Genomic DNA, 24,174 nt, shown 5'->3' on the forward strand with positions numbered 1-24,174 from the left:
TTTTAAATTTAAAACTTTTTCACCTTAATGGTGGTGTCTTTCTTCTTGTATTCAAAAACCACGGTTTTGGAATACCCTTCTTTTGTCACCTGAATCGTTTGGGTAGGTTGTGTATAGCTGTATTTGTCATTTTCAATATAGAGGTTGTATTTCCCATCTTTCAGGAAAAACTCAAACTCATTTTTTTGGTTAACCACAGCAGTATAGATGGCACCATCTTCACCTTTTGCATATACTACTATTCCGGTTACATCTGTTTCCAAAATATCGTAAGCCTGTTTGATCTCTGTTAATTTTCCACTTACTCTGATATTTTTTACCAGACCTACTTTACGGTTAATATTGTTATGTACCATAATCACAGGATCCATCATCAACCGGGCACCCGCACTTTCGTTCACTTTCAGGGTGTATGTACCTTCAGGCACATTCTGAAAAACTACTTTTCCATTCTTATCCGTCATTGCTACATAATTGTCCAGCTTTACGATTTCATTAGCAAGTACCGGTTCACCGGATTCCAAAAGTCCATTGAAATTTTTATCTTCAAAGAACTGGAAAGCAACTTTATGATTTCCGAGAGCCGTAGCTGTGGTAAAATATTTTTTAATTCCCACTCTGTACTGGTAATAGCTGCCACTGGTTGAATATTCAGCCGTAGATTTATAACCGGAAAGATTAAAATAACCTGTGGTGGACCAGGAAGACGAGATCTTATATTCCAGATTACCGGTGATATTGCTGTTTAAATTCTTATAAAGTTCTGAATAGAAGGTTCCGGCTGAAAAAGATCCGGTCAGATTATGATTAAGCATCTGGAAATTATACGAAGCGTATACATTATAGTTGGCGAAATCACGGTTTACATCATAATAAGAATTTAAATCAAAAACACTGGTTGCGTTCCATTGCGCTGTTCCGTTGAGGGAGAATGACTTATATCTGTAAGACAGGGTTGTTTTCAAACTGTTGAACCAGTCCGGTTTATTGTTCTCTTTTGAATAAGAATATTCCGCCGTAAGGTTCAATCCATGGGCACCTAATGTAGTGCTGATATTGGCTTCCAACCTATATGAAAAAAGTTCCTGTGAGGTGTAAAAATTAGCTGTTTTCTGCTTTTCAACCTTGGGAGACAGGAGAAAATTCCACTTCTTTAAAGAAAACTGGTAACCTATGCCCAAAGCTTCTGTACTGTTGAAATAATAACGCAAATTTGAGGTGTTCCCAGGTTGAATTGGCTCACTCTGGAAACTCAGGAACTCAGGTTCTACCTGCGAATTCTGATATTGTATAAAAGCGCGCTGAGCACCAGAAAACTGGCGGCCGATCCTCTGATTTGAGAAAAAGGATCCCCGTTTGATCCCTGCATAGCTTTTGGTGGCAAAAGAGTTAACAGATTGTATATCCCATTTCCCTATTTTCCCCTCGTAATTAGCTCCCATTGAAGCTCCTGCGTTTTCATCTCTGTTCACAAGGCCTTTTTCGTGGCTCAGGCCTACCTCCGTGCGAATTGCATGTTTATCACTAATTAACAATGATGTTACCGCGTTCAGTACCTGCGTATCTACGTTAAAGCGTGGATCATGGTCGAATAGATAGGACACTTTCCCATTGAAAGATTTAGCATTTCCAAAAGCATATTTTCCACCCGCTATGGTAGATCCTTCTGTTTGCTGGAAATAAGTACCGTACAGATTATAATTATTTTCCAGTGCAAGAATTTCAATCTGATTATTTTCACCAAATTTGGTAGAAACTTTCCCTCCTCTTCCGAAAACCGGGTAATCGTAATCGCTGCTGTTAACATTTCCCAAGCGTAAAACCGTATTTTTTCTCTCCAGTTCCAGCCAGGTATCATACAGGTTATAACGGCCGTCTTCAACATAGTAATCTGCTCCGATATTGAAGCGCGATTTCAAATTCTCAGACACCCGAAATGCTGTATTTCCCCTTAATTGAAGATAATTGAAACCTGAACTGTTTTCGTTATAGCTCATTTCCGCAAAATTACTTCCGCTCACCGCTTCGTTTCCTCTGGCCATTTGTCTGTTATGCGATAAAATGACTAAGTAGAGCGTGTTGCTTCCCACAATTTTATTATCAAGCAGATCTGTGACGATGGCATTAATATTAAATTCCGGATAAAGTGTATTCTGTTTTCTGACTGCAATTTTGATCTCAACCGTTTGTTTTTCTAAACCTTCCAGAGATAAAGTTTGCTGCTTTGGTAAAATTTCCAGGCCATCAGGAATAGATTGCAAATCAATCCTGACAGTTCGCTTACTGTAACCCTGATTTTCTACAGTCAGCAGAATTGAGGATTGAGGCAAAGCGGGGTTAATGAAATTTTCGTAGTTGGCCGTATAAATTGCGATGTTTTTGTTCTCGCCTTTAACAACTAAGAATGAGGCGCTTTCAGTTCTGGTAACTGTCGGGGTGGCGTACGAAACCTGGAATTTGATCTCATTGGATCTCAGTTTCATAAAATCCACGTTGGCGATCAGCTTCACAGGAAGATTTTTAGACTGACCCGCACTTAAGGTAAAGTCATTTTTGGGATAGAAAAGCAATCCCGGATATTTTTCCTGAGGTATGATATTCTGAATGATAATCTCTTCAGAACTTTTATTCTCAATGACCAGGAAATTAGTAAAAGTAGAACCTTTCTCAACAGCAACACTGTCGTTTTCAAAATGGATCTGAATATCCTTCCTTTCCTGTGCAAAAGCCCACGAAAATTGCAGAAGAACAAGTACAAAACATAAGATTGTTCTTCTTAGCACTGATATCGATATTCCATTCTGTGGTTTCAAAGCTTAATTTTAAAATTTAAAGTTTTTTTCTCCTACACGTAAATCATTGGATTCTGCCATTTTGATAATAACTACACCAAGGAAGTTCCCTGAAATGTTCTCTGGTAAAGAAAACTGAACAAGCTGATTGGTATCCGGAAGCATAGAGATGGAAATGGCGGGTAATTTTATTTCCTTACCACTGTCTGTATTGGTAAGTTCAAACTCAACGGTGGCATCGTTGATGGTGTTTCCATCATTATGGATACTTACTGCCACTTTTCTGTTCGCTGCATTCTCACTTTTCACTTCTGAAATATTGGTAATATCCAGACTTTTCACATGGTTTCCCGGTGGAGTATAAAAGATGTGAAGCCCTACCTCAAATAAGGTGATAATACCAATACCATTCTGAATACGTGCCTTATCTGCCTGCTGAGGAAGTTGGGTGAAAAACAACATGCTGTTCGTAACGGCAGATGGTGATGCATTTGCCGGAATCTGCATGGTTACTACAATCTCTTTTGTACTTTTTGCAGGAACTGTTACAGCGTTTTCTAAGGTGGATACCCAGGAAGCGTTAGAAGTTTTTGAACTGCCTGCTTCAAGATAAACCTTATTTCCGTCTTCTTCTCTAACCCAGTCTTTGTAATTGAGATTAAAAACATAATCCTTATCCGAGCTGTTTTGAAGCGTGACTGTCTTTGTTACTTTTTCTCCCGGATTACCTGTAAAAAACAAGCGCGTAGGCGACATGGAGATACTTTGTGCCAGAAGTGAAGAAGATCCTGTGAGGATAAAGAAAATGAAAAGGTGAATAAACTTGTGCATGGTGTAAATAGTTTAATGATAAAGATTCCCAAAACTACTGAAAACATAGCAAAAGGAACCTTTACAAACTAAAATTTTTATTATAAAGCAGTCGCAGTATACGTTACTGTTTGAGTATAAGTTCCGGCCGGTTTACCTAAAATATCAGAAGATGAGGATTTTGCCGCTGGAATAGTGTAGTCCAGGTTCAATGTTAATGCACTTCCAAGAGGAGCATTGGATACCAAAGTCTGATCCGTTGCAGATAAAACTACTGCGCTTTTTGTTCCACCCATGGTTCCGGCAGCTGTAGCGGCTTTGATCGTCAGAACATTGACAGGGATTAAGTTCGTTCCATTCATAAAATTAGCACCTCCTGCTTTTACTTTAACATTAAAATTCTTTGTAGAAGTAACTTTCAAAGAGTTGGCTTTAGTAATCGTCTGATCAGAGTTATAGTCTGCTGCAGTAGCATAGTTAAAATCTACCGTATTACCAATAGCTGTACTTCCTGCATCGATAGAGATCACATCGTTAAGGGTGATGTTTACCGTTGTAGTTGCGGTTGTATTTTGAGCTTGAACATTGTTAGTTCCAAATATGATTGCTCCAAAAGTTAAGGCTGTGATTACGATTTGTTTTTTCATGATGGTAATATTTTATTGTTATTTTTTACTTAATTGTTCTCTTTTGTATACTGCAAATTTATAGTGGTGGTAAAAGTTTCTTTGTAGTGGAAAAAGGAAGTTCATGTAGTAAAATCACTACACTGCTTATTCATTTGATAAATAGAAAAACCCTCAGCACTTCCAGGTACTGAGGGCAGATATATTGATGTGTTTTTTTTATTATAAAGCAGTTGCAGTATAAGTAACTGTTTGGGTATAAGTTCCAGCTGGTTTACCTAAAATATCAGATGATGATGATTTTGCCGCTGGAATGGTGTAGTCCAGATTCAGTGTTAATGCACTTCCAAGAGGAGCATTGGATACTAAGGTTCTTTCTCCTGGAGATAAAACCACTTCGTTTTTGATTCCGCCCATATTTCCGGGAGCTTCTGCAGCCTTGATTATCAAAACATCTACAGGAATTGAGTTTGAACCATTGACGAAATGCGGTCCTCCTGCTTTTACCCTTACATTAAAATTCTTCGTTGAGGTAACTTTTAAAGAGTTGGCTTTGGTAATTGTCTGATCAGAGTTATAGTCTGCTGCAGTAACATAGTTAAAGGCAACTATCCCCCCAATTGCTGTACTTCCTGCATCGATAGAGATCACATCGTTCAGGGTAATGTTTACAGCTGTGGTTGCGGCTGTGTTTTGAGCTTGAACATTATTAGTTCCAAATATAACTACCCCAAAAGTTAAGGCTGTGATGGCGATTTGTTTTGTCATGGCAGTAAGATTTAATTATTATTCTTGTTTAATGGTTCTCTTTTGAACCTTACAAATCTACAGCTGCTACAAAGCTGTTGCAGTATAAGTTACTGTTTGAGTATAAGTTCCGGCAGGCTTACCTAAAATATCAGAAGATGAAGATTTTGCTGCTGGAATAGTGTAGTCCAGGTTCAATGTTAATGCACTTCCAAGAGGAGCATTGGATACTAAAGTCTGATCGGTTGCAGATAAAACTACTGCGCTTTTTGTTCCACCCATGGTTCCGGCAGCGGTAGCGGCTTTAATCGTCAGAACATTGACAGGAATTAAGTTCGTTCCATTCATAAAATTAGCACCTCCTGCTTTTACTTTAACATTAAAGTTCTTTGTAGAAGTAACTTTCAAAGAGTTGGCTTTAGTAATCGTCTGATCAGAGTTGTAGTCTGCTGCAGTAACATAATTAAAGTCAACCGTATTACCAATAGCTGTACTTCCTGCGTCGATAGAGATCACATCGTTAAGGGTAATGTTTACCGTTGTAGTTGCGGTTGTATTTTGAGCTTGAACATTGTTCGTTCCTAATAGGATTGCTCCAAAAGTTAAGGCTGAGATTACGATTAGTTTTTTCATGATGGTAATATTTAATTGTTATTTTTTACTTAATTGTTATCTTTTGTATACTGCAAATTTATAATGGTGGGAAAAGTTTCTTTGTAGTGAAAAAAGGAAGTTCATGTAGTAAAATCACTACACGGTTTATCATTTTGACTTAAATAGTAAAGCCCTCAGCACTTTCTAAGTATGAGGGTAGATTCTACCTTACAGCTGACAGATATTTATTCCCGGATTTTAAATTTTTATCTATATCGGTACAATACATACAAAATCAAAGGCCTCCCTGAGGAAGCCTTCGAAACACCAAATCACAAAATATTAATATGAAAAAAGTTAACTTATAAAGCTGTTGCAGTATAAGTTACTGTTTGAGTATAAGTTCCGGCTGGTTTACCTAAAATATCAGAAGATGAAGATTTTGCCGCTGGAATAGTGTAGTCCAGGTTCAATGTTAGTGCACTTCCAAGAGGAGCATTGGATACTAAAGTCTGATCCGTTGCAGATAAAACTACTGCGCTTTTTGTTCCCCCCATGGTTCCAGCAGCGGTAGCGGCTTTAATCGTCAGAACATTGACAGGGATTAAGTTCGTTCCATTCATAAAATTAGCACCTCCTGCTTTTACTTTAACATTAAAGTTCTTTGTAGAAGTAACTTTCAAAGAGTTGGCTTTGGTAATCGTCTGATCAGAGTTATAGTCTGCCGCAGTAACATAATTAAAATCTACCGTATTGCCAATAGCTGTACTTCCTGCGTCGATGGAGATCACATCATTCAGGGTGATGTTTACCGTTGTAGTTGCGGTTGTATTTTGAGCTTGAACATTGTTAGTTCCTAGTACAATTGCTCCAAAAGTTAAGGCTGAGATTAAAATTTGTTTTGTCATGGCAGTAATATTTTATTGTTATTTTTATTTAATTGTTATCTTTTGTATACTGCAAATTTATAGCGGCGATAAAATTTTCTTTGTAGTGGAAAAAGGAAGTTCATGTAGTAAAATCACTACACGGTTTATCATTTTGACTTAAATAATAAAACCCTCAGCACTTTCTAATTATGAGGGTAGATTCTACCTTACAGCTGACAGATATTTATTCCCGGATTTTAAATTTTTATCTATATCGGTACAATACATACAAAATCAAAGGCTTCCCTGAGGAAGCCTTCGAAACACCAAATCACAAAATATTAATATGAAAAAAGTTAACTTATAAAGCTGTTGCAGTATAAGTTACTGTTTGAGTATAAGTTCCGGCTGGTTTACCTAAAATATCAGAAGATGAAGATTTTGCCGCTGGAATAGTGTAGTCCAGGTTCAATGTTAATGCACTTCCAAGAGGAGCATTGGATACCAAAGTCTGATCGGTTGCAGATAAAACTACTGCGCTTTTTGTTCCCCCCATGGTTCCGGCAGCGGTAGCGGCTTTAATCGTCAGAACATTGACAGGAATTAAGTTGGTTCCATTCATAAAATTAGCACCTCCTGCTTTTACTTTAACATTAAAGTTCTTTGTAGAAGTAACTTTCAAAGAGTTGGCTTTGGTAATCGTCTGATCAGAGTTGTAGTCGGCTGCAGTAACATAGTTAAAATCTACCGTATTACCAATAGCTGTACTTCCTGCATCGATAGAGATCACATCGTTAAGGGTAATGTTTACCGTTGTGGTTGCAGTTGTATTTTGAGCTTGAACATTGTTAGTTCCTAGTATAATTGCTCCAAAAGTTAAGGCTGTGATTACGATTTGTTTTGTCATGGCAGAAATATTTTATTATTATTTTTTATTTAATTGTTATCTTTTGTATACTGCAAATTTATAGTGGTGCTAAAATTTTCTTTGTAGTGGAAAAAGGAAGTTCATGTAGTAAAATCACTACACGGTTTATTCATATGATAAAAAAAAGCCCTCAATACTTTTATGGTATCAAGGGCTTTTCTATTTTAAAATTGGTATTTACTTACAATGCAGTGGCAGTATAAGTTATTTTCTGTGTGTAGGTTCCCTGGGGTTTTCCCAGAAGTACCTTGGATGCATTTTCAGCCGAAATAGAGTAAGCAATATTTAAAGACTGTTTGGTGCCTAAGCTTGCATTACTCACCAGCACCTGATCATTTGTAGATAAAGTGACTTCATTCAGGGTTCCCACCAGATTTCCTCCTGGTATTGCTTTAACCTGTAATATATCTACAGGAATTAAGTTGGCCCCACTTACAAAGTGTGCTCCTTCAGATTTTACTTTTACATCAAAATTTTTGGAGGAAATAATGACCAAACTGTTGGGAACGGTCACATTTTTTGATGAATTATAATCTTTTGTACTCCCATAATTAAAATCTACAGCACCTTCTGAAGCAGCAGAACCAATGTCCATAGCAATAACGTCCGATAAAATAATATTGACTGATGTACTCACCTGCTCTGAATTTTGTGCCATAACCCGGTGGGTTCCTAAGGCGATGGCTCCCAGAGACAGCGCAACGATAAAGATTTGCTTTTTCATGATTAATAAATTTAGTGAGGTGTAATATTGTCATTCAGAACTTCATTATAAATCTAATAACATTATCTGACATTACCAAAGCTTTTTTCATCATTCATTACATATTACCATCTTAAAGTTTGCAGATATTCAATCAGATAGAGTAATTTATTATTAAAATCTTACATTATTATCCATATCATTATGCATAAGAAAATTGTTGGACGGTTCGATGGCTTATGTTGGAGAATAAGTGTGACTGATCTCATTATTCATGGTTGGGCCACTATTTTTTATTACTAAAATTTATTCTGTTTTTTATTATTAACTTAATACCGAATATGCAACCCAACTTCAGGGAGCTTATTTTGATATTGTCATTATGAAAATGTACGAAATTAAACTAGATTAATTTCTACCTGCTTTATCTACCGTACATTTGCTGAAGTAATAAGAAAAAAACAATTATCAAATAAATTAACAACACCAATAAAAATTTAAAAAATGAGCACACTAAAATTAAAAGACGGAACAGAGATTTTTTATAAAGACCAAGGCGAAGGACCTGTATTAATGTTTCACCACGGATGGCCATTATCATCGGACGATTGGGATGCGCAGGTCATTTTCTTCCTTCAGAGAGGTTACAGGGTGGTTTCTCACGACAGAAGAGGCCACGGTCGTTCCAGTCAGAATATTTACAATCACACCATCGAACAATATGCTTCTGATGCTGCGGAATTGGTTGAATTCCTAGACTTGAAAGATGTCGTTCACATTGGCCACTCTACAGGAGGTGGTGAAGTTATCCGTTACGTTCACAAATATTCTAACGGAAGAGCCAAAAAAGCAGTTTTAATCAGTGCCGTTCCACCGGTAATGGTAAAAAGCGAAAACAATCCTGACGGTGTTCCGATGGAAGTTTTTGATGGGATCAGAGAACAGACTTTGAATAACAGAAACCAGTTTTATTTTGATTTAACTTTCCCTTTCTACGGATACAACAGAGAAGGCGCTACTGTAAAAGACGGAGTACAAAGAAACTGGTGGAGACAAGGAATGATGGGTGGTATTGTCGCACATTATGACGGAATCAAAGCATTTTCAGAGACTGACTTTACTGAAGATTTAAAAGCTGTGGATATTCCTGTTTTGGTTCTTCACGGAGAAGATGACCAGATTGTTCCTATCGAAAATTCTGCAATTAAATCTGCAAAACTGCTGAAAAACGGAAAACTGATTACGTACCCGGGTTTCCCTCACGGAATGCCTACTACGGAGCACGAAACTATTAATAAAGATCTTTTGGAGTTTATTGAGTCTTAATATAATATACAAAAAATGGGAATCGAAAATGATTCCCATTTTTCTATTACTATCTCCAAAACCTTCACTGGTCAGAAAATCTTTAATCTTACTTATCCGTGGATGATGTAAATCGCCGTATTTTTTTTGCTATATTACTTACTAAATTGATGAATCTTTAAATGAGTAATCATCATATACTATATCGATAAGCTGATCAGAACTGATATTTCGTGAAAAAATGGGATAATGAAAGCGATCCAGTTTATTAAGAATCCGTATAAGCTCCATCTTCTCATAATAATTCAGATTTCCGGCAACGATATTGGTAGCCTGACGAATTTTTTCCATCTGGTTGCCCAAAACCTGCAAACCTCTTTCAGTAATCCGGATCACTTTACTTCTTTTATCCTGGTCAGAGTCTGTCTGCTCAATAAGTCCCTGACGCAGAAGTCTTGCAATAATCAGCATACCTACCGGCTTATCATGAATATTCTTTTTGATAAGAGCCATTTTTGTCATTTCGCCAAAAGCTTTAAGATTAATCAGATAAATAAAGTCTTCCTGTGTTGAAAACTCAGAATCTGAGATGGCAGACTTTGAGTAGGTTTTTGCATATCGGTTAAGGTGAACGAGCAAAGTACTTATAGCACTTTCCGGGGTTCTCCCATTCTCTTTACCTTCCCAATACGGTTCCTGAGCATGAAGTTCTTCAGGATTTTGCTTATTGGAAATCCATGCTTTAAATCCCTGAATATTTCCCGGATACGCATCGGAACCCATCTGAACTTCGTTTTCAAATTCCTGCAACAGGTCTATAAAATCTTTAATAAGCGTATAATTCATTTCTCTAAAATAGTTTACAAATATACCAATAACTACGCAATATATCCCATACTGAAATTACTTTTTCCTTACTACGGTATAATAATTGTTTAAAAATAAACTAAAGTAAATAACGGTATGGACCACGTAGAAACAACACCAATAGATTTAATAAAAGATAAAAATTTTATTGATAATTACTTTAGTATCATCATAAAAAGGGAATTGAACATCGATATCAATGTGGGTAATGAATATATTGTCGCTCAAAATATCATTTCCAGAAAATTAATTTTGGTTAAAACCTTTTCAGATGTTATTATGGAGAATTCAGAATTGTATACTTTACTGGCTTCTTTAATTCACGATGTGAATACCCATCTTTTAACAAAGGACCAGATTATGAAGACATTGGAGAGAAAATAAAAAGATCTCTCAAAGTTTTGAGAAATCTTCAGTATATCGTTTAAATAAATCAGGTCTTACACCTGTTCTTTTAAATGTTTCGCTACCATGGCTTCAAGATCATCAAGATCAAAAGGTTTTGAAACATAATCATCAGCTCCAGCTTCCGATGCTAAAGCAACAATATCACTATTGGCGGTAACGTAGATTACCGGAATATGTTTAAATGCTTCGGTACTTTTAAGAAGTTTTGTAGCTTCTACCCCTCCTATTTTTGGAATCCAGTTATCCATCAGGATAACATCCGGCTGATAGTCTGCCACTTTCTCCAGGATATCGTGTGAAGTCTCTGAAATTCTGACATCATACCCATTTTCTTCGAATATAATGGTGATCACTTCTAAAATAGCCGTTTCATCATCAAAAATTAAGATTTTCCTTTTACTCATATTATGTAGATTATTTTATTCTTAAATATTACAATTGCTTTATATAATCTGCCAGACCAGCCGGCGTAATAATTAAATCATATTCAATTTCTTCTATGGCATGCTCAGGCATAAATTTTATTTCTGCCGTTTCAGGATCCTGAACCCATACTTGTCCATTATTTTTTTTAATATAGCTTAACCCTTCTACCCCATCAGCATTAGCTCCTGATAAAAGAATACCTATTAAATTTTCCCCATAGATTTCTGCTGCAGACCTGAATGTAACATCTATCGATGGGCGGGAATAATTCATTTTTTCTGAACTGTCTAATGACATCCATTTTGTATTCTCAAACAATAGATGATAATCAGCAGGAACAATATATATTGTATTATCTTCAACCGCTGTTTTATCTTCCACCTCTACGACCGGTATCTTCGTAAACTGCTGCAGTAAAGTCCGCAAAATATCTCCAGATTGAGCTTTGCGGTGTATCACAAGAACAATGGGAACAGGGGTTGTATTATCCAGATTTTTAACCATTTCAATAATGACCTGTAAGCTTCCTGCCGATCCTCCTATTACAATTAATTCAATGCCTGTCTGTGATTTCATAGCGGTATTTATTAATGATGATCAAGCTTTTTCCAGATTTTCTGGTCATCAATCTGATGATAGTTCTTTTCTATGGTAGAAAATCTAAGTGTTTCTTTGGCTCCAAGGGCAAGAAATCCTAAATTTTCCAGACTATTGTCGAAAAGACTGAATACCCTCTCCTGCAGCTCTCTATCAAAATAAATCAAAACATTTCTGCATATAATCAGCTGAAAGCTGTTGAAAGAGCTGTCTGACACCAAATTATGAGTAGATAAAATAAGTTTTTCCTGTAAGCTTTTATCAAACTTCACACTGTCATAATTGGCCGTATAATAATCAGAAAAATCTCTTTTTCCTCCAGAAAGCATATAGTTTTCAGAGTATAATTTCATCTGCTGTAACGGAAAAACTCCGGCTCTGGCTGTCTCGAGAACCGCAGGATTCAAGTCCGTTCCATAAATCAGTGACTTATGATAAAGCCCGGCTTCTTTCAGTAAAATGGCTATGGAATATGCTTCTTCTCCCGTAGAGCATCCTGCAATCCATATTCTGATCAGCGGATAAGTACCCAATTGCGGCAGAACCTTCTCCCGCAATGATTTAAAAAAAGAAGGATCCCGAAACATTTCTGTAACATTTACCGTCACTTCTTCCACGAACCGCTTTAAATATTCGCCATCATTCATAATGGTATATCTAAGTTCAGCAAAGCTGGTAAACCGGTCTAAAAGACATATCCGATTTACCCTTCTTTTAAACGAAGCTCTGCTATAACCGGAAAAGTCATAGCCATACATCTCATAGACATCGTTAATCAGACATTCTATTTCTTTATCTTTTACGATACTTGGTTCCAGCATCTATGAATTTTTTTCTATTGCCATCATTAGAAGATCTACATCAATTGGTTTTGAAACGTAATCATTTGCTCCTACCTCAATACATTTCTGACGGTCCTCAGGCATTGCCTGCGCTGTAACAGCAATCACAGGAATATCTTTGATTTCAGGGGTATTTCTTATAATTCTTACCGCCTCATATCCATCTATTCCGGGCATCATCATGTCCATAAGCACCACTGAAAACGTAGGATCAGCCTTTAGCATATCCAAAGCTTCCTGAGCCATTGTAGAGGTTTCAACTACATATCCACGAGCCTTAAGGGTGAGTTTCAATGCAAATATATTACGTGAATCATCATCCACAATTAAAATTTTCTTACTCATCAGAATTTTATCTGTTTAACTTTCATATAACCAAACGCGAAGCAGAGACAACAGCTGATCGATATCTACAGGTTTTGAGATATAATCTGAAGCTCCTGCCGTAATACATTTTTCACGTTCTCCAATCATTGATTTTGCAGTTACCGCTATAATAGGCAGTTTTTTAAAGGCGGGCATTTTTCTTATCTGCTTTATTGTTTCATAGCCATCCATTTCCGGCATCATCATATCCATTAAAATAACATCTATATCAGGATTGTGATGAATTTGCTCAAGCGCGTGCTTTCCATCCATGGCAACAATTACGTCAACCTTATATTTTTCCAGTGCTTTTGTCAAAGAAAAAATATTACGGACATCATCATCAGTGATCAGGACTTTTTTACCACTCAGAACTTCCGTTAAAGATCCAAGCATTCTGCCTGTATTATTTTCTGCTGAACTGTTTTTTTCTTCCACCAGATGCAGAAAGAGTCCTACTTCATCCAATATTCTTTGATATGAGTGTGCAGTCTTCACCACAATTGAGTCTGCATACTGTTTTATTTTAAGTTCTTCTTCTTTAGATAAATGATGCTCTGTAAAGATGATAATAGGAAGATTCTCAAGACCTTCATGGCTTTTGATTGATTCTATTACATGATAATCATTTCCTTTTGTACTTCCAATATCCAGAATAACGCAGTCAACGAGATCAGAAGTGAGTGCTTTCACACTATCTTCCACCGTATGTTCTACTGATAAAGAAATATTAAAATTGCTCAGAAAATAAGACAATGCACTGGCATGTTTGGCATTTTCTTCCACAATCAGAACTTTTTGAGATCCTTTTTTTAACGCTTCCTCGATCTTTCCGAATACATCGGTCATTTTATCCAGTGCTACCGGCTTATTAATAAAGTCTACGGCACCTTTCATAAGACTTTCTTTTTTAAGATGAAGAACAGACATCATATGAACCGGAATATGTTTGGTATGAGGATCAGATTTCAGTTCATCCATTACTTCCCAACCATCCTTTACAGGAAGCTGTACATCCAGTAAAATTGCATGCGGGTGGTATTTGCGAGCTGCAGAAAGTGCATGATCTCCTCTTACCACCACCACTGCTTTATAGTTTTGCAAATGGGCATATTTCAAAAGTGCTTTTGCAAAATTAATGTCATCTTCAATGATCAGAATAACTTTATCTCCATCCTGAATATTTTCTCTGTCATCAGCAACATCTTCAGGGATCTCAAGCGTATTTAAAATCACTGGCTTTACTTCGCCTTCATCAAGAATATGCTGAATTTCTTCCACATCTTCGCGTATCACCTCTACCAGATCCTGATCTGTTTCAGAAGGAGTAATTTCCGTCACAGCATGTACAGGAATAATAAAGCTGAATTCACTTCCTTTATCTACTTCACTTTTCAGAACCATCTCACCTCCGAGAAGCCTGGCAATTTCACGGCTTATAGAAAGTCCCAGACCTGTTCCTCCAAATTTCCGTTTGGTAGATCCGTCAGCCTGCTGGAAGGCTTCAAAGATAATTTTTTGCTTATCCGCCGGTATTCCAACACCGGTATCTTTAACTGAGAATACAACAAAATCTGGTTTTTCAGAATGTTTTTTGATATGTAATCCTATGCTTCCTTTCGTTGTAAACTTTAAAGCATTAGAAAGCAGGTTTCTTAAGACCTGATCAATTCTTAGCCGATCACTTTCGATAACCCTCTGAACATCTGCTTCAATCCTGATATTAAATGGAAGACTTTTCTCCTGAAAAACAGGATTGAAAAGACTCTTTAAATCTTTTACTACTTCTTCAATAACCACATCCTGGTATTCAAGAGTCATTTTACCGGATTCTATTTTTGCAAGATCCAGAATTTCATCAATAAGGGTTAATAAACTGGTACCGGAACTATGAATTACTTTTGCAGATTCCACCTGATCTTCATTAAGATTTTCCTCCGGATTTTCCGTCATTAATCGTGATAAAAGAAGAATTGAATTGAGTGGAGTCCGCAATTCATGAGACATATTGGCTAAAAACTCAGATTTGTACTTAGTGCTTAATGCCAGTTCCTCAACTTTTTTCTGAATTTCATTATTACGTTCTGCAATCAAGTGATTTTTCTCTTCCAGCAATCTTGAACGCTCTTCCAGCTCAGCATTTGCCTGCAGCAATTCCTCCTGCTGTACTTTGAGTTCTTCTTCCGAAGCCTGAAGTTTCTGTGTTTGTGCTTCAAGTTCTGTATTCAGGTTTTCAAGTTCAGAGTGCTGAACCTGCAGTTCTTCAGACTGAGCCTGGGTTTCTTCCAGTAACTGCTGCTCTTTTTCTCTGCTTTTTGCAGCACTCAGAGCAATTCCTATATTCACGCAGCATTCTTCAAAATAACTTATTCTGTCTTTATCAAAGTTGGAAGTGGAGCCCAGTTCCAGTACTCCTATGATGTGGCCGTCTGAAAAGAGCGGAAGCAATATAATTCCATAAATTTTAATCGTACTGCTGGCAAAAGTTACCACAAAGTCGTCTTCATGAAGATTGTTGTAAACCTGTGTTTTAGTATTCACAAAAGCCTGACCCACCATTCCTTCTCCCGGCTCAAAAGCTTTTTTCATATTGGATTCCAGCCCGAATGCCTGATTAAGCTTTAAAATACCTTCATCATACAAATATACCGAACCATTAATACAGTTTCCATATTCAATCAATTGCATCAAAGCTTTATTAGAAACTTCCTGTACAGATTTATTTCCTACCAGTGATTCATTCAGTAATGCAAGACCTTTCTGACGCCAATCGCTTTTATTAATTTTCTCAAAAGAAGTTTTGAGAGATTCTGTCATATGGTTGAGAGATTCAACAAGATCTCCAAGATCATCCTGAGCATTATCCACTACTCTCTCACTGTAATCACCATTAGCTACTCTGTTGGCAATCCTTTGAATTGCACTTACACGTCGCGTCATTTCTTCATCCTTCTCTTTAAGCATTCTTTCCAGTTTATCTCTTCGGATAAGATCTGCACGCATTTTTACATAGAAAAATGTAGTTACGACTACTGCAGCAATGGCAGAAAAAATAATAAAAAGAACGGTTGTTCCGGATGACTGGTTAAGATCCTTATTTTTAATTTCAAGCTGGCTTTCTTCATATTGTACAAAATCATTGACAATTCTCCGGCATTGATCCATATAGATTTTACCTTCAGTAATCTGCTGTTGAGTCATTATGACACCTCGTCGTCTGTTCTCTACCAAGTGCTTCAGATTCTCCATCACCTGAGCAACTGAAGCTTTCAGACCGGCAATTCTTTGTTGTTGATTCTGATCATCTATATCCAAAGATTCAGCACGTATCAAAGCTTTAGGATATTCTCTCAGACCTCTTTTATAAGGTTCAAGAAAATCTTCTCTTCCGGTCAGCTGATACCCTCTGTTTCCAGTTTCTGCATCCAATAAAGCAACCAGCACATCTTTCACTGCCGTTACAGAACGTCTGCTTTTCGAAAGGCTCTCCCTATGATTCATCTGATTCTGGATACTCCAATAGGAAGCCAGTGAGCTTACTATTAAAATCAAAAGAGAAAATCCTACTCCAAATTGAAGATTTCGTATTATTTTTTTAGGCATTAAAATTAATTTAGTGGTAATGTGAAATAAAAAGTAGAGCCTTCATCTAAAATACTGGAAACACCGACACTTCCATGGTGCTGTTTGATAATTTCAGAACAGATAAACAGGCCTATCCCCATTCCCTGAAACTGGAGTGAAGATTCTTCTACACGATAGAATTTTTTAAATACGGCATCTTGTTTAAAATCAGGAATTCCGATTCCAAAGTCGGTTACATTTACTCTTACTTCCTCCGCTTCTTCATCTACAAAAGTACTCACAATAACCTGGTTATTGTTTGGTGAATATTTGATCGCATTCGTCAGAAAATTGATAAGCACCTGCTCTATCCGGATTTCGTCTAAAGGAATTAAAATATCCGGTTTTGTTCCATGGCGCTCTATCTTCACCTGCTGTTCATCATGGGTCTGCAGGATAGTTTCAATCGCATTACTGATCAGATTTTCGAGATTAACGGGTTTTTTATTAATTTTAAGCTTGCCATTTTCTATTTTAGAAACATCCAGCAGATCCGTAATCAATGTATTCAGCTTCTCAATCTGGCTCTGAACCTTCATTACAAATCCCGCTTCAGAACTTTCTTTATCCAGTTTCAACTTTCTTTCCAATAACTGCACGTATGCTTTAATACTCGTTAAAGGGGTTTTCAGCTCATGGCTTGCAATGCTTAAGAATTCATCTTTTTCTTTTTCAACTTTTTTCTGATCATCAATATCGGTAAAAGTCCCTACCCAGTTTTTAATACGATCTTCATCGTACACAGGAGTCACTCTAAGCAAATGATAACGGTAATTACCCGAAATGACATTCTTAATTCTGATTTCGAGCTCAAGCGCTTTTCCTTTTTTCCTGCATCTTTCAAACTCCTCGGTGATATCGGGATCATCCGGATGTATTTTAGGGAAATTCTGCTCAGAATCTGAATATTCGTACCATTTACCATTCACAAAATCTACAGTTCCTAATTCATTCAGGGTAAATGCAATTTGTGGAAGGGATTCAAGCATTAAATGAAAATGGTCTATCTGAGACTTCATGGTCACTTGTGACTCTCGTCTTCCTTTAACCTCCAGCTCAAGATTCTGCTGGCTCTTTTTCATCGCAATATTTTTTTCCTGAAGATTATAGAAGGTTTTCACCTTCAGTAAAAGGATCTCAGGATCTACAGGTTTGGTTACATAATCTTTAGCTCCTGAAGCATAGCCTCGGGTTATAAATTTTTTGTCCGTATTGACAGCCGATAAAAATATAATGGGAACTTCTTTTGTTTTACTATAATCCGCCAGTGTTTCTGCTACTTCAAAACCATCCATATCAGGCATTTGAACGTCCAGAATAATAAGGGCGTAGTCATTTTTGAGAGCTTTTCCAAGAGCCTCTTCTCCTGAATTGGCAGTTTCTACTTTAAAGTCCTTGGATTCAAGTAATTTTTGCAGTGAATAAAGATTACTTTGATTGTCATCAACAATTAAAATCATAGAAGTTAAAATCAATAATTGGTTACAGATATTTAAACCTCAAAAATAGTCACAATATTTCAAAGCATAACAATTTTTAAAGTGTTATGAATAACTATTTCATACCACATTTTTACTATTGAAAATAGGATGGTGTGAGAATTGAAACAGATAATAATATTTAAAAAAATTATAATTCTGATAAGAAACAAAATTCTATGAAAAAATGAATTATAACTTCTCAGGTGTTTTTTGATTGGTTATCAATATAACAGAAAATTAAAATCCTAAATATAGAATACAAATAAACTACACAAACAATAAAAGACCAGAACTTTTAGAGTTCCGGTCTTTTATCAAACTAACTTTAATTTGTTTTCTTTCTCCATTCGGCTTTTACATCTTCAGCAGCATCCTTTGTTTTCTCCCAAGCCTCATCCGCTTTATCTTTAATATCATCCCAAGTATCAGTAATATTGGATTTTACTCTTTCCAGCCAATCTTCCTGAGTTGCCTCTTCATCATTATTCCTTTTTTCATTGATGTAATCTCTGGCTTTATCTGCCAGATCATTCACTTTCCATTTTACATCGTTGGCTGCATTTTTTAAATTATTTTCTGTTTCGTTTACTGCTTTTTCCGCTTTGTTGTAATCTGAATTATTCATAATATAATATTTAAGTATTTGGTATATAAATAAACAATCTTCATGCCTAAAAAAGAAAGAGTATCTTAAATTTTTCTTAAAATTGAAATTAGCATAAATTTTAAACAAAAATTCTGCTCAGACGAATTACATCATTGAGGTACATCAGCGAAAAAAGCAGGCAGCTCTATTCCCACCTTTTTAGCAAAGTTTAAAAAATAATTGACCACCATTTACTTTTTTTCAAGTATGATGGTGTTTTTTAGAAAGACTTTTAATACTACAAAACAAAAAATCCCGCTAATGCGGGATTTTAATTTATTATATTTCAGTTTATTTGATCTCTACAGGAACTGAGATTTTATCCCAATCCATTGTGAATCCATTATTATTTACTTTATACACTAAAGTTTCCTGTGTTGCCGGTAAAGCTTTTGTTTTTACATCAACACGTAGCGCATCTTTAGATTCTTCATATTTATAAGCACCCCATTGTTTTGGCTCTTTGTTAAAAATTGCAGTCCAGGTTCCGCTTTCTTTAGGGATTAAGAAAAAGCTGTATTTACCTTTAGGCAGTTTTTTACCCTGAACAGTAATGTCTTTATCTGTTTCGAAAGTAGTGGCTTCATTGGCACCTGCACGCCAAACTTTATTATAAGCTTCTAAACCTCCCCAGATTGTACGTCCTTTCACAGAAGGGCTGCTATAGGCAATGGTAATGTTTGCATCTTTAATTTTTCCCGTAGCAGTAGCCGGAGGGCTGGCAGGTTTTTTGGCCTCCTGTGCAAAGGCATTCATTGAAATCGTCATGGTAGCAACAAGTACAGTCGCAGATTTAAGAATCGTTTTCATAATATTTTATTTGTTTGTTTTTATTATTGTTCGTTTACGAATTTACTGTTTTCTGCTTATAAAACAGCAAACCGATTGCAGAAAATACAATGACCGCTGCTGCCCCGATTACATTAAGCCAAAGGAAAGAAACGATATCGAACTGATAAACGGCAATCACAGCAATTTCCGATAAAATGGCAGCAATAAATACATTCGGGCCAGTGATTTTCCTGTAATAAAATGCTACAAGAAAGATCCCCAATATCGGACCATAGAAAAGAGAACCCAGTACATTAACCGCTTCAATAAGAGAACCCATCTGTGTGGCAAACATTGCGACAGCGATTGAAAAAATACCCCAGGCTAACGTATGCAGACGGCTATACTTCAATTCGGTTTTTTCATCAGGAATTTCTTTGCTGAATATTAAATGAACATCTTTTAATGAGCAGGCGGCAAGGGAATTCAGCGCTGCCGAAATAGAACCCCAGCTGGCCAGAAAAATGACGGCAAACAGTAAACCGATCATCCCTACAGGCAAAGTATTTTTTACGAAATACAGGAAAATGTAATTCGTATCTGTTTTTTCTGCATTATAGTTTGAATTATTGATCGCTTCCTCTACCCTGCTGTGAAGTGCTTTTACCTGGGTCTGTGTATCTTTAAAATCCTGAATTGTTTTTTTGAGCTGAGGAGAATGAGTTTCTTTCAACTTTAAAATTTCTTTCGATTCTGCGTTAAATTTCAGTTGTAAATCCTGATGTTCTTTTTCAAAAACCGCGGCCTGTTCAGGTTTTGCCTCCTTCAACTGTTGGTAAGAGCGTTCGTTAAAATAAATCGGAGCCGGTTTTAGAGAAAAGAATGCAAAAAGCAAAGCACCAATAAGAAGAATAGCAAATTGCATCGGAATTTTCACCAATCCGTTCAACAGCAAACCCATTTTAGCATTGGTATTGTCTTTTGCAGTAATATATCTGCCAACCTGACTCTGATCCGTACCGAAGTAAGAAAGTGCCAGAAAAAAACCACCGATCAATCCACTCCAGATATTGTATTTATCTTTCCAATCGAATTCTGTGGTAATTACATTAAGCTTGCCGGATTTTCCCGCCAGATATAGCGCATCTGTAAACCCGATTCCATTCGGCATATTCTGAATAAGCAGAAAACCTGCAAAAGCCATTGTTCCCAGAATAATAAGAAACTGTAATTTCTGGGTGTGGGCAATTGCTTTTGCTCCACCAACATAGGTATAAATCAGCAGAATCCCTCCTGTTAAAACATTGGTTAAATAAATATTCCAGTTTAATACGCTCGATAATATGATACTTGGAGCGTAAATACTGATTCCTGTTGATAAACCTCTGGAAAAAAGAAAAAGCAGTGAAGTGAGCACCCTTGTTTTTTTATCAAAACGATTTTCCAAATATTCATAAGCTGTATAAACATTTAAGCGCTGAAAAATCGGGATGAAGGTAATACAGATTACAATCATCGCCAGTGGCAAGCCAAAATAATACTGAACGAAACGCATCCCGTCTGTATACGCCTGGCCCGGTGCTGAAAGAAAAGTAATGGCACTGGCCTGCGTGGCCATAATACCGATAAGCACAATGTACCAGGGCATTTTATTATCTGCTTTCAGGTAGGATTCGTTGCTTTTTTGGCCACGACCGATGAATACGCCGTAAACCACCACTATAACAAGTGTAAAAATAAGAACAGTCCAATCTATATTACTCATGCCCAGAATTTAGTAAACCCATAATAAAATACGATCTGCAATACTAATGCAACGGCTAATAGTATGTACCAGATATTCCAGTTTTTAAGTTGTTTGTTCATTAGTTCTTCTGTGCAGATAAAAAGTTAAAAAATAAACGGGCTGCACCCACATTTCCTGCAGGCAGCTGCCTGAAAAATGCCAACGGTGTGTAAATAAAATTCCCTTTTCCGTATTTGGCATATAAAGTGGATCCCTGAAGAGGTTCTTCATCTGTATCATGCATTTCAAAAAGCGGTTCATAGGCTGCATCCCATTGAGCGGGGAAATAAGCACCACGCTCCTGCACCCAGCCTTTAAAATCATCCGCCGTGATTTTGTTCGGGAAGTTCAGTAATTTATGATTGGGGTTTAAAAAGGTAACAGCAGCGTTTTCTTCGGTAACACGCTTATTGGCAATACTGAAATTGTACATTCCCAATTTGTCAACGGTGGTATCCTGGTTGGTGTTGTACTGCATCACCAGATTCCCCCCAGCTTTTGCATAAGACCATAAAAAAGGCATCCAGCGACCAAGCTTTTTCTCTGTGTTGTTAGCACGAATCCCCAATACGATTGCATCATATTGTGATAGCTTGTTTTGACTACTATTTCCACCGGTTTCATCTAAGTTACCATAAAAATCTTCGTCTTTCAAGACGTCTACCTGAATACCCGCAATGCGCAGAAACTCAGGAATGAAATCACCTGCACCTTCTACATAACCGATTTTTTTAATATTTGTCTGAATTTCACCTTTCATTACAATTGCTGTTGCTGGTGAAAAATATTGTAAAGAAGGCAAATGCGGATACTGAATTAACATCTGCTTTTTATTGTAAGTAACTCCATTTGCAACAAAACTGGCATCCAATGGCAAACGGGCGGAGTGTATTGAGGCAAGCTTAGCTTTTGGAATAACGTAATCGACGGTAAAGTCTTTTCCTTTAAGTGAATTTACATCAGTGCTGCCTAAGCGTTCTCCGTTATACATCAGGTTTAGAACACCTTTATTGTACTGTTTGTCAGAATTAACCTTAATGTGTAAGCTCAAATGTAAATCTTCATTTTCTTTGGCCCAATACAGGGGTTGAGTATATTTCAGTTCCAGGGCGGGAACAATACGCAACGCTTCAACAACATCACCACGTACCGGATCTAATTTCTTGAAAGATAAAGGAAGTTTAACCTGAAACTGTTCTGAACCGATTTTTAAACCAAGCAAAACATTCAGTGGTGATTCTGCCTCGGGTAAACCGATTAAAGTATCATTGGGAACGGAGAAAGTGGCTGCGTTCACAGGCGCTTTTGCCAGCCAGTAAGGTTCTGTGAGGGCTGCATCTTCAGGAATCTGAATATCATGCTGAATAGTAATTAAAGAATCCTTTGATAATTTTCTGTTGAAATTTTCTGATTGATTTAACCATTTAACATTTTCTAAAACAACCGGATTGGCCGCTCTTGAAATCAGATTGAGCCTGAAATTATAATGATCCCCGGCAACAGCTTCAGCCTGACTGGTAACTGCCTCGCCCATAAATCCGGCACAGCTTAAAATAATATGGTCAAGCGATTTAATTTTATCTTTTTTCAGGTCTCCATCTTTCAGCGCCATGACCTTTTTTCGCAAAGCAAGCAAAGCTGGTACGCTAAGGTCAGGATTATTAAAATTAAAATCGGAAATAATTTTATCTAAGGATTGGTCTATATCAGCGTTTCCTTGTGAAGTCCAGGTTTTAACAACTCCATCGAAAAGGGTTGTTTTTGCAGGTTCACCAATAACGTGGGAAAAATATTCAGTTCTGATCCCGGCTACAGACTGTGTTCCTGCACCCTGGCTTTTATGCAGACTTCTGCTTAATCCCGCCAGTTCGCCATACCCCATTCCCAGTTGGGCATCATACTGTCCAACGGTAACTTTCAGTTGATTTTCAGCGGTCGTATTGACTCCTCCAAACCTGAAAGTATTCCACAATACACGTTTGGGCTGCCATGTATTGACATATTTCAGTTGATCCGGGAAAGCTGTTTTATCGCCCGCCAGCTTAAAAGCTTTTTCCGCAACCACAGCCGAAGCCGCATGTTGTCCGTGCCCTGCCGCCGCAGTAGGAGGAAAACGACAAATGATAACATCAGGACGGAATTGACGGATTACCCATACTACATCCGCTGTAATACTATCTGCATCCCATTGTTTAAAGGTATCGGTCGTATTTTTAGAGAACCCGAAATCGATTGCGCGGGTAAAAAACTGTTGAGCGCCGTCTAACTTTCTTGCCTCTAAAAGCTCATGTGTTCTGATTAAACCCAATGCAGCACCCTGCTCTGTACCTAATAAATTCTGCCCGCCATCTCCTCTGGTTAAAGACAGATAACCCGTTTCTACATTTTGATCGTTGATCAGCCAGGAAAGTAATCCTGTATTTTCATCATCGGGATGAGCCGCAAGGTATAAAACTTTAGGCAGATGTTTAAGGGTTTTGAGTTCACGGTAAATTTCAGATGATTTTGAAGGCCGAACCTGCTGAGCCGAACAAAAAACCGTATAAAAGCTAAGGACACATACAGTAATTACTTTTTTGAACATATGAATTTGCTTTGCGGGGCAAATATAAGTAAATCATCTTTCTTTCAACATTAAAAGAAAAACAACCTATAAATTTCAAACATTGTATTAAATTTTTCTAAAAAAAGCGCTATAAATATAAAAAAGACCAATACAAAGCTCATCAATAATTCCACTTTATTGCAAGTGGGCTTCCATATATAGTCAACAGGTTCAAAAATGAAAACTTTGCGTCATAAAAATCATCGTATCTTTTTCAATCAAAGGAGGTGATATAGAGAAAAACAGAGAATTTGACATCAATAGTTTTAAACCCATATTCAATACTTAAATCAAACAGAATATTACCAATTAATTAATTTTTCACAATTACAAAGGTCTTTTATTTTATTTTCCATAAAAAAAAGCTATATTTGAACTTAC

The 24,174-nt window shown here is 36.9% G+C and carries 21 protein-coding genes; 2 read left to right on the forward strand and 19 right to left on the reverse strand.

Annotated elements, in window-relative coordinates; genetic code table 11:
• Window positions 1-8: 8 nt before the first annotated feature.
• The 8 genes from J2786_RS09055 to J2786_RS09090 all read right to left on the reverse strand — a co-directional run bounded on the left by J2786_RS09055 (window position 9) and on the right by J2786_RS09090 (window position 8,090).
• The gene (locus J2786_RS09055) at window positions 9-2,813 is read right to left on the reverse strand and encodes a collagen binding domain-containing protein (RefSeq protein WP_047433648.1); all 2,805 of its coding nucleotides are present in this window, start codon (window positions 2,811-2,813) and stop codon (window positions 9-11) included.
• 9 nt (window positions 2,814-2,822) lie between these two features.
• Window positions 2,823-3,623 carry a fimbrial biogenesis chaperone gene (locus J2786_RS09060; protein WP_310024800.1) on the reverse strand — a complete coding sequence of 267 codons (801 nt, stop codon included), beginning with the start codon at window positions 3,621-3,623 and terminating at the stop codon, window positions 2,823-2,825.
• Window positions 3,624-3,703: 80 nt separating this feature from the next.
• A complete protein-coding gene (locus tag J2786_RS09065) occupies window positions 3,704-4,249 on the reverse strand; it encodes a hypothetical protein (RefSeq protein WP_047433649.1) in 546 nt (181 codons plus the stop codon).
• Between the two features lie 201 nt (window positions 4,250-4,450).
• Window positions 4,451-4,996, reverse strand: a complete 546-nt coding sequence (locus tag J2786_RS09070) for a hypothetical protein (RefSeq protein ID WP_047433650.1) — start codon at window positions 4,994-4,996, stop codon at window positions 4,451-4,453.
• 66 nt (window positions 4,997-5,062) lie between these two features.
• Window positions 5,063-5,608 carry a hypothetical protein gene (locus J2786_RS09075; RefSeq protein WP_047433651.1) on the reverse strand — a complete coding sequence of 182 codons (546 nt, stop codon included), beginning with the start codon at window positions 5,606-5,608 and terminating at the stop codon, window positions 5,063-5,065.
• A 323-nt stretch (window positions 5,609-5,931) separates the two neighbouring features.
• Window positions 5,932-6,477 carry a peptidoglycan-binding protein LysM gene (locus J2786_RS09080; RefSeq protein ID WP_142017105.1) on the reverse strand — a complete coding sequence of 182 codons (546 nt, stop codon included), beginning with the start codon at window positions 6,475-6,477 and terminating at the stop codon, window positions 5,932-5,934.
• A 322-nt stretch (window positions 6,478-6,799) separates the two neighbouring features.
• Complete coding sequence (locus J2786_RS09085; protein ID WP_310024806.1) at window positions 6,800-7,345, reverse strand: peptidoglycan-binding protein LysM; 546 nt, start codon at window positions 7,343-7,345, stop codon at window positions 6,800-6,802.
• A 202-nt stretch (window positions 7,346-7,547) separates the two neighbouring features.
• On the reverse strand, window positions 7,548-8,090 hold the full coding sequence (locus tag J2786_RS09090; protein WP_047433653.1) for a hypothetical protein: 543 nt from the start codon (window positions 8,088-8,090) through the stop codon (window positions 7,548-7,550).
• A 483-nt stretch (window positions 8,091-8,573) separates the two neighbouring features.
• Between J2786_RS09090 and J2786_RS09095 the strand changes: the two genes are divergently transcribed.
• On the forward strand, window positions 8,574-9,395 hold the full coding sequence (locus J2786_RS09095; RefSeq protein ID WP_047433654.1) for an alpha/beta fold hydrolase: 822 nt from the start codon (window positions 8,574-8,576) through the stop codon (window positions 9,393-9,395).
• A 141-nt stretch (window positions 9,396-9,536) separates the two neighbouring features.
• Here the strand turns inward: J2786_RS09095 and J2786_RS09100 are convergent, their stop codons facing one another.
• Window positions 9,537-10,220: a MarR family winged helix-turn-helix transcriptional regulator gene (locus tag J2786_RS09100; RefSeq protein ID WP_047433655.1), complete on the reverse strand. Its 684-nt coding sequence runs from the start codon at window positions 10,218-10,220 to the stop codon at window positions 9,537-9,539.
• Between the two features lie 117 nt (window positions 10,221-10,337).
• Between J2786_RS09100 and J2786_RS09105 the strand changes: the two genes are divergently transcribed.
• On the forward strand, window positions 10,338-10,625 hold the full coding sequence (locus J2786_RS09105) for a hypothetical protein (protein WP_047433656.1): 288 nt from the start codon (window positions 10,338-10,340) through the stop codon (window positions 10,623-10,625).
• Window positions 10,626-10,681: 56 nt separating this feature from the next.
• Here J2786_RS09105 and J2786_RS09110 read toward each other — a convergent pair whose 3' ends face one another.
• The 10 genes from J2786_RS09110 to J2786_RS09155 form a co-directional block, all read right to left on the reverse strand.
• Window positions 10,682-11,053 (reverse strand): response regulator, encoded by a 372-nt coding sequence (locus J2786_RS09110; RefSeq protein WP_047433657.1) that lies wholly within the window; start codon window positions 11,051-11,053, stop codon window positions 10,682-10,684.
• 28 nt (window positions 11,054-11,081) lie between these two features.
• A complete protein-coding gene (locus tag J2786_RS09115) occupies window positions 11,082-11,651 on the reverse strand; it encodes a chemotaxis protein CheB (RefSeq protein WP_047433658.1) in 570 nt (189 codons plus the stop codon).
• Between the two features lie 11 nt (window positions 11,652-11,662).
• Window positions 11,663-12,493: a CheR family methyltransferase gene (locus tag J2786_RS09120; protein WP_047433659.1), complete on the reverse strand. Its 831-nt coding sequence runs from the start codon at window positions 12,491-12,493 to the stop codon at window positions 11,663-11,665.
• The gene (locus tag J2786_RS09125; protein WP_047433660.1) at window positions 12,494-12,859 is read right to left on the reverse strand and encodes a response regulator; all 366 of its coding nucleotides are present in this window, start codon (window positions 12,857-12,859) and stop codon (window positions 12,494-12,496) included.
• Window positions 12,860-12,874: 15 nt separating this feature from the next.
• Window positions 12,875-16,483, reverse strand: coding sequence for a response regulator (locus tag J2786_RS09130; protein WP_047433661.1), 3,609 nt, complete (start codon window positions 16,481-16,483; stop codon window positions 12,875-12,877).
• 5 nt (window positions 16,484-16,488) lie between these two features.
• Window positions 16,489-17,964 carry a hybrid sensor histidine kinase/response regulator gene (locus J2786_RS09135; protein ID WP_047433662.1) on the reverse strand — a complete coding sequence of 492 codons (1,476 nt, stop codon included), beginning with the start codon at window positions 17,962-17,964 and terminating at the stop codon, window positions 16,489-16,491.
• Between the two features lie 346 nt (window positions 17,965-18,310).
• A complete protein-coding gene (locus J2786_RS09140; protein ID WP_047433663.1) occupies window positions 18,311-18,610 on the reverse strand; it encodes a hypothetical protein in 300 nt (99 codons plus the stop codon).
• Window positions 18,611-18,922: 312 nt separating this feature from the next.
• Window positions 18,923-19,441 carry a DUF2911 domain-containing protein gene (locus tag J2786_RS09145; RefSeq protein WP_047433664.1) on the reverse strand — a complete coding sequence of 173 codons (519 nt, stop codon included), beginning with the start codon at window positions 19,439-19,441 and terminating at the stop codon, window positions 18,923-18,925.
• Between the two features lie 34 nt (window positions 19,442-19,475).
• Entirely contained in the window at window positions 19,476-21,167 is a 1,692-nt protein-coding gene (locus J2786_RS09150; RefSeq protein ID WP_047433665.1) for a sodium:solute symporter family protein, read from the reverse strand.
• 100 nt (window positions 21,168-21,267) lie between these two features.
• Window positions 21,268-23,772 carry a PIG-L family deacetylase gene (locus J2786_RS09155; RefSeq protein ID WP_047433666.1) on the reverse strand — a complete coding sequence of 835 codons (2,505 nt, stop codon included), beginning with the start codon at window positions 23,770-23,772 and terminating at the stop codon, window positions 21,268-21,270.
• Between the last annotated feature and the right edge of the window lie 402 nt (window positions 23,773-24,174).

It is taken from the genome of Chryseobacterium vietnamense (assembly GCF_031454475.1).
In the GTDB taxonomy this organism is placed as follows: Bacteria; Bacteroidota; Bacteroidia; order Flavobacteriales; family Weeksellaceae; genus Chryseobacterium; species Chryseobacterium vietnamense.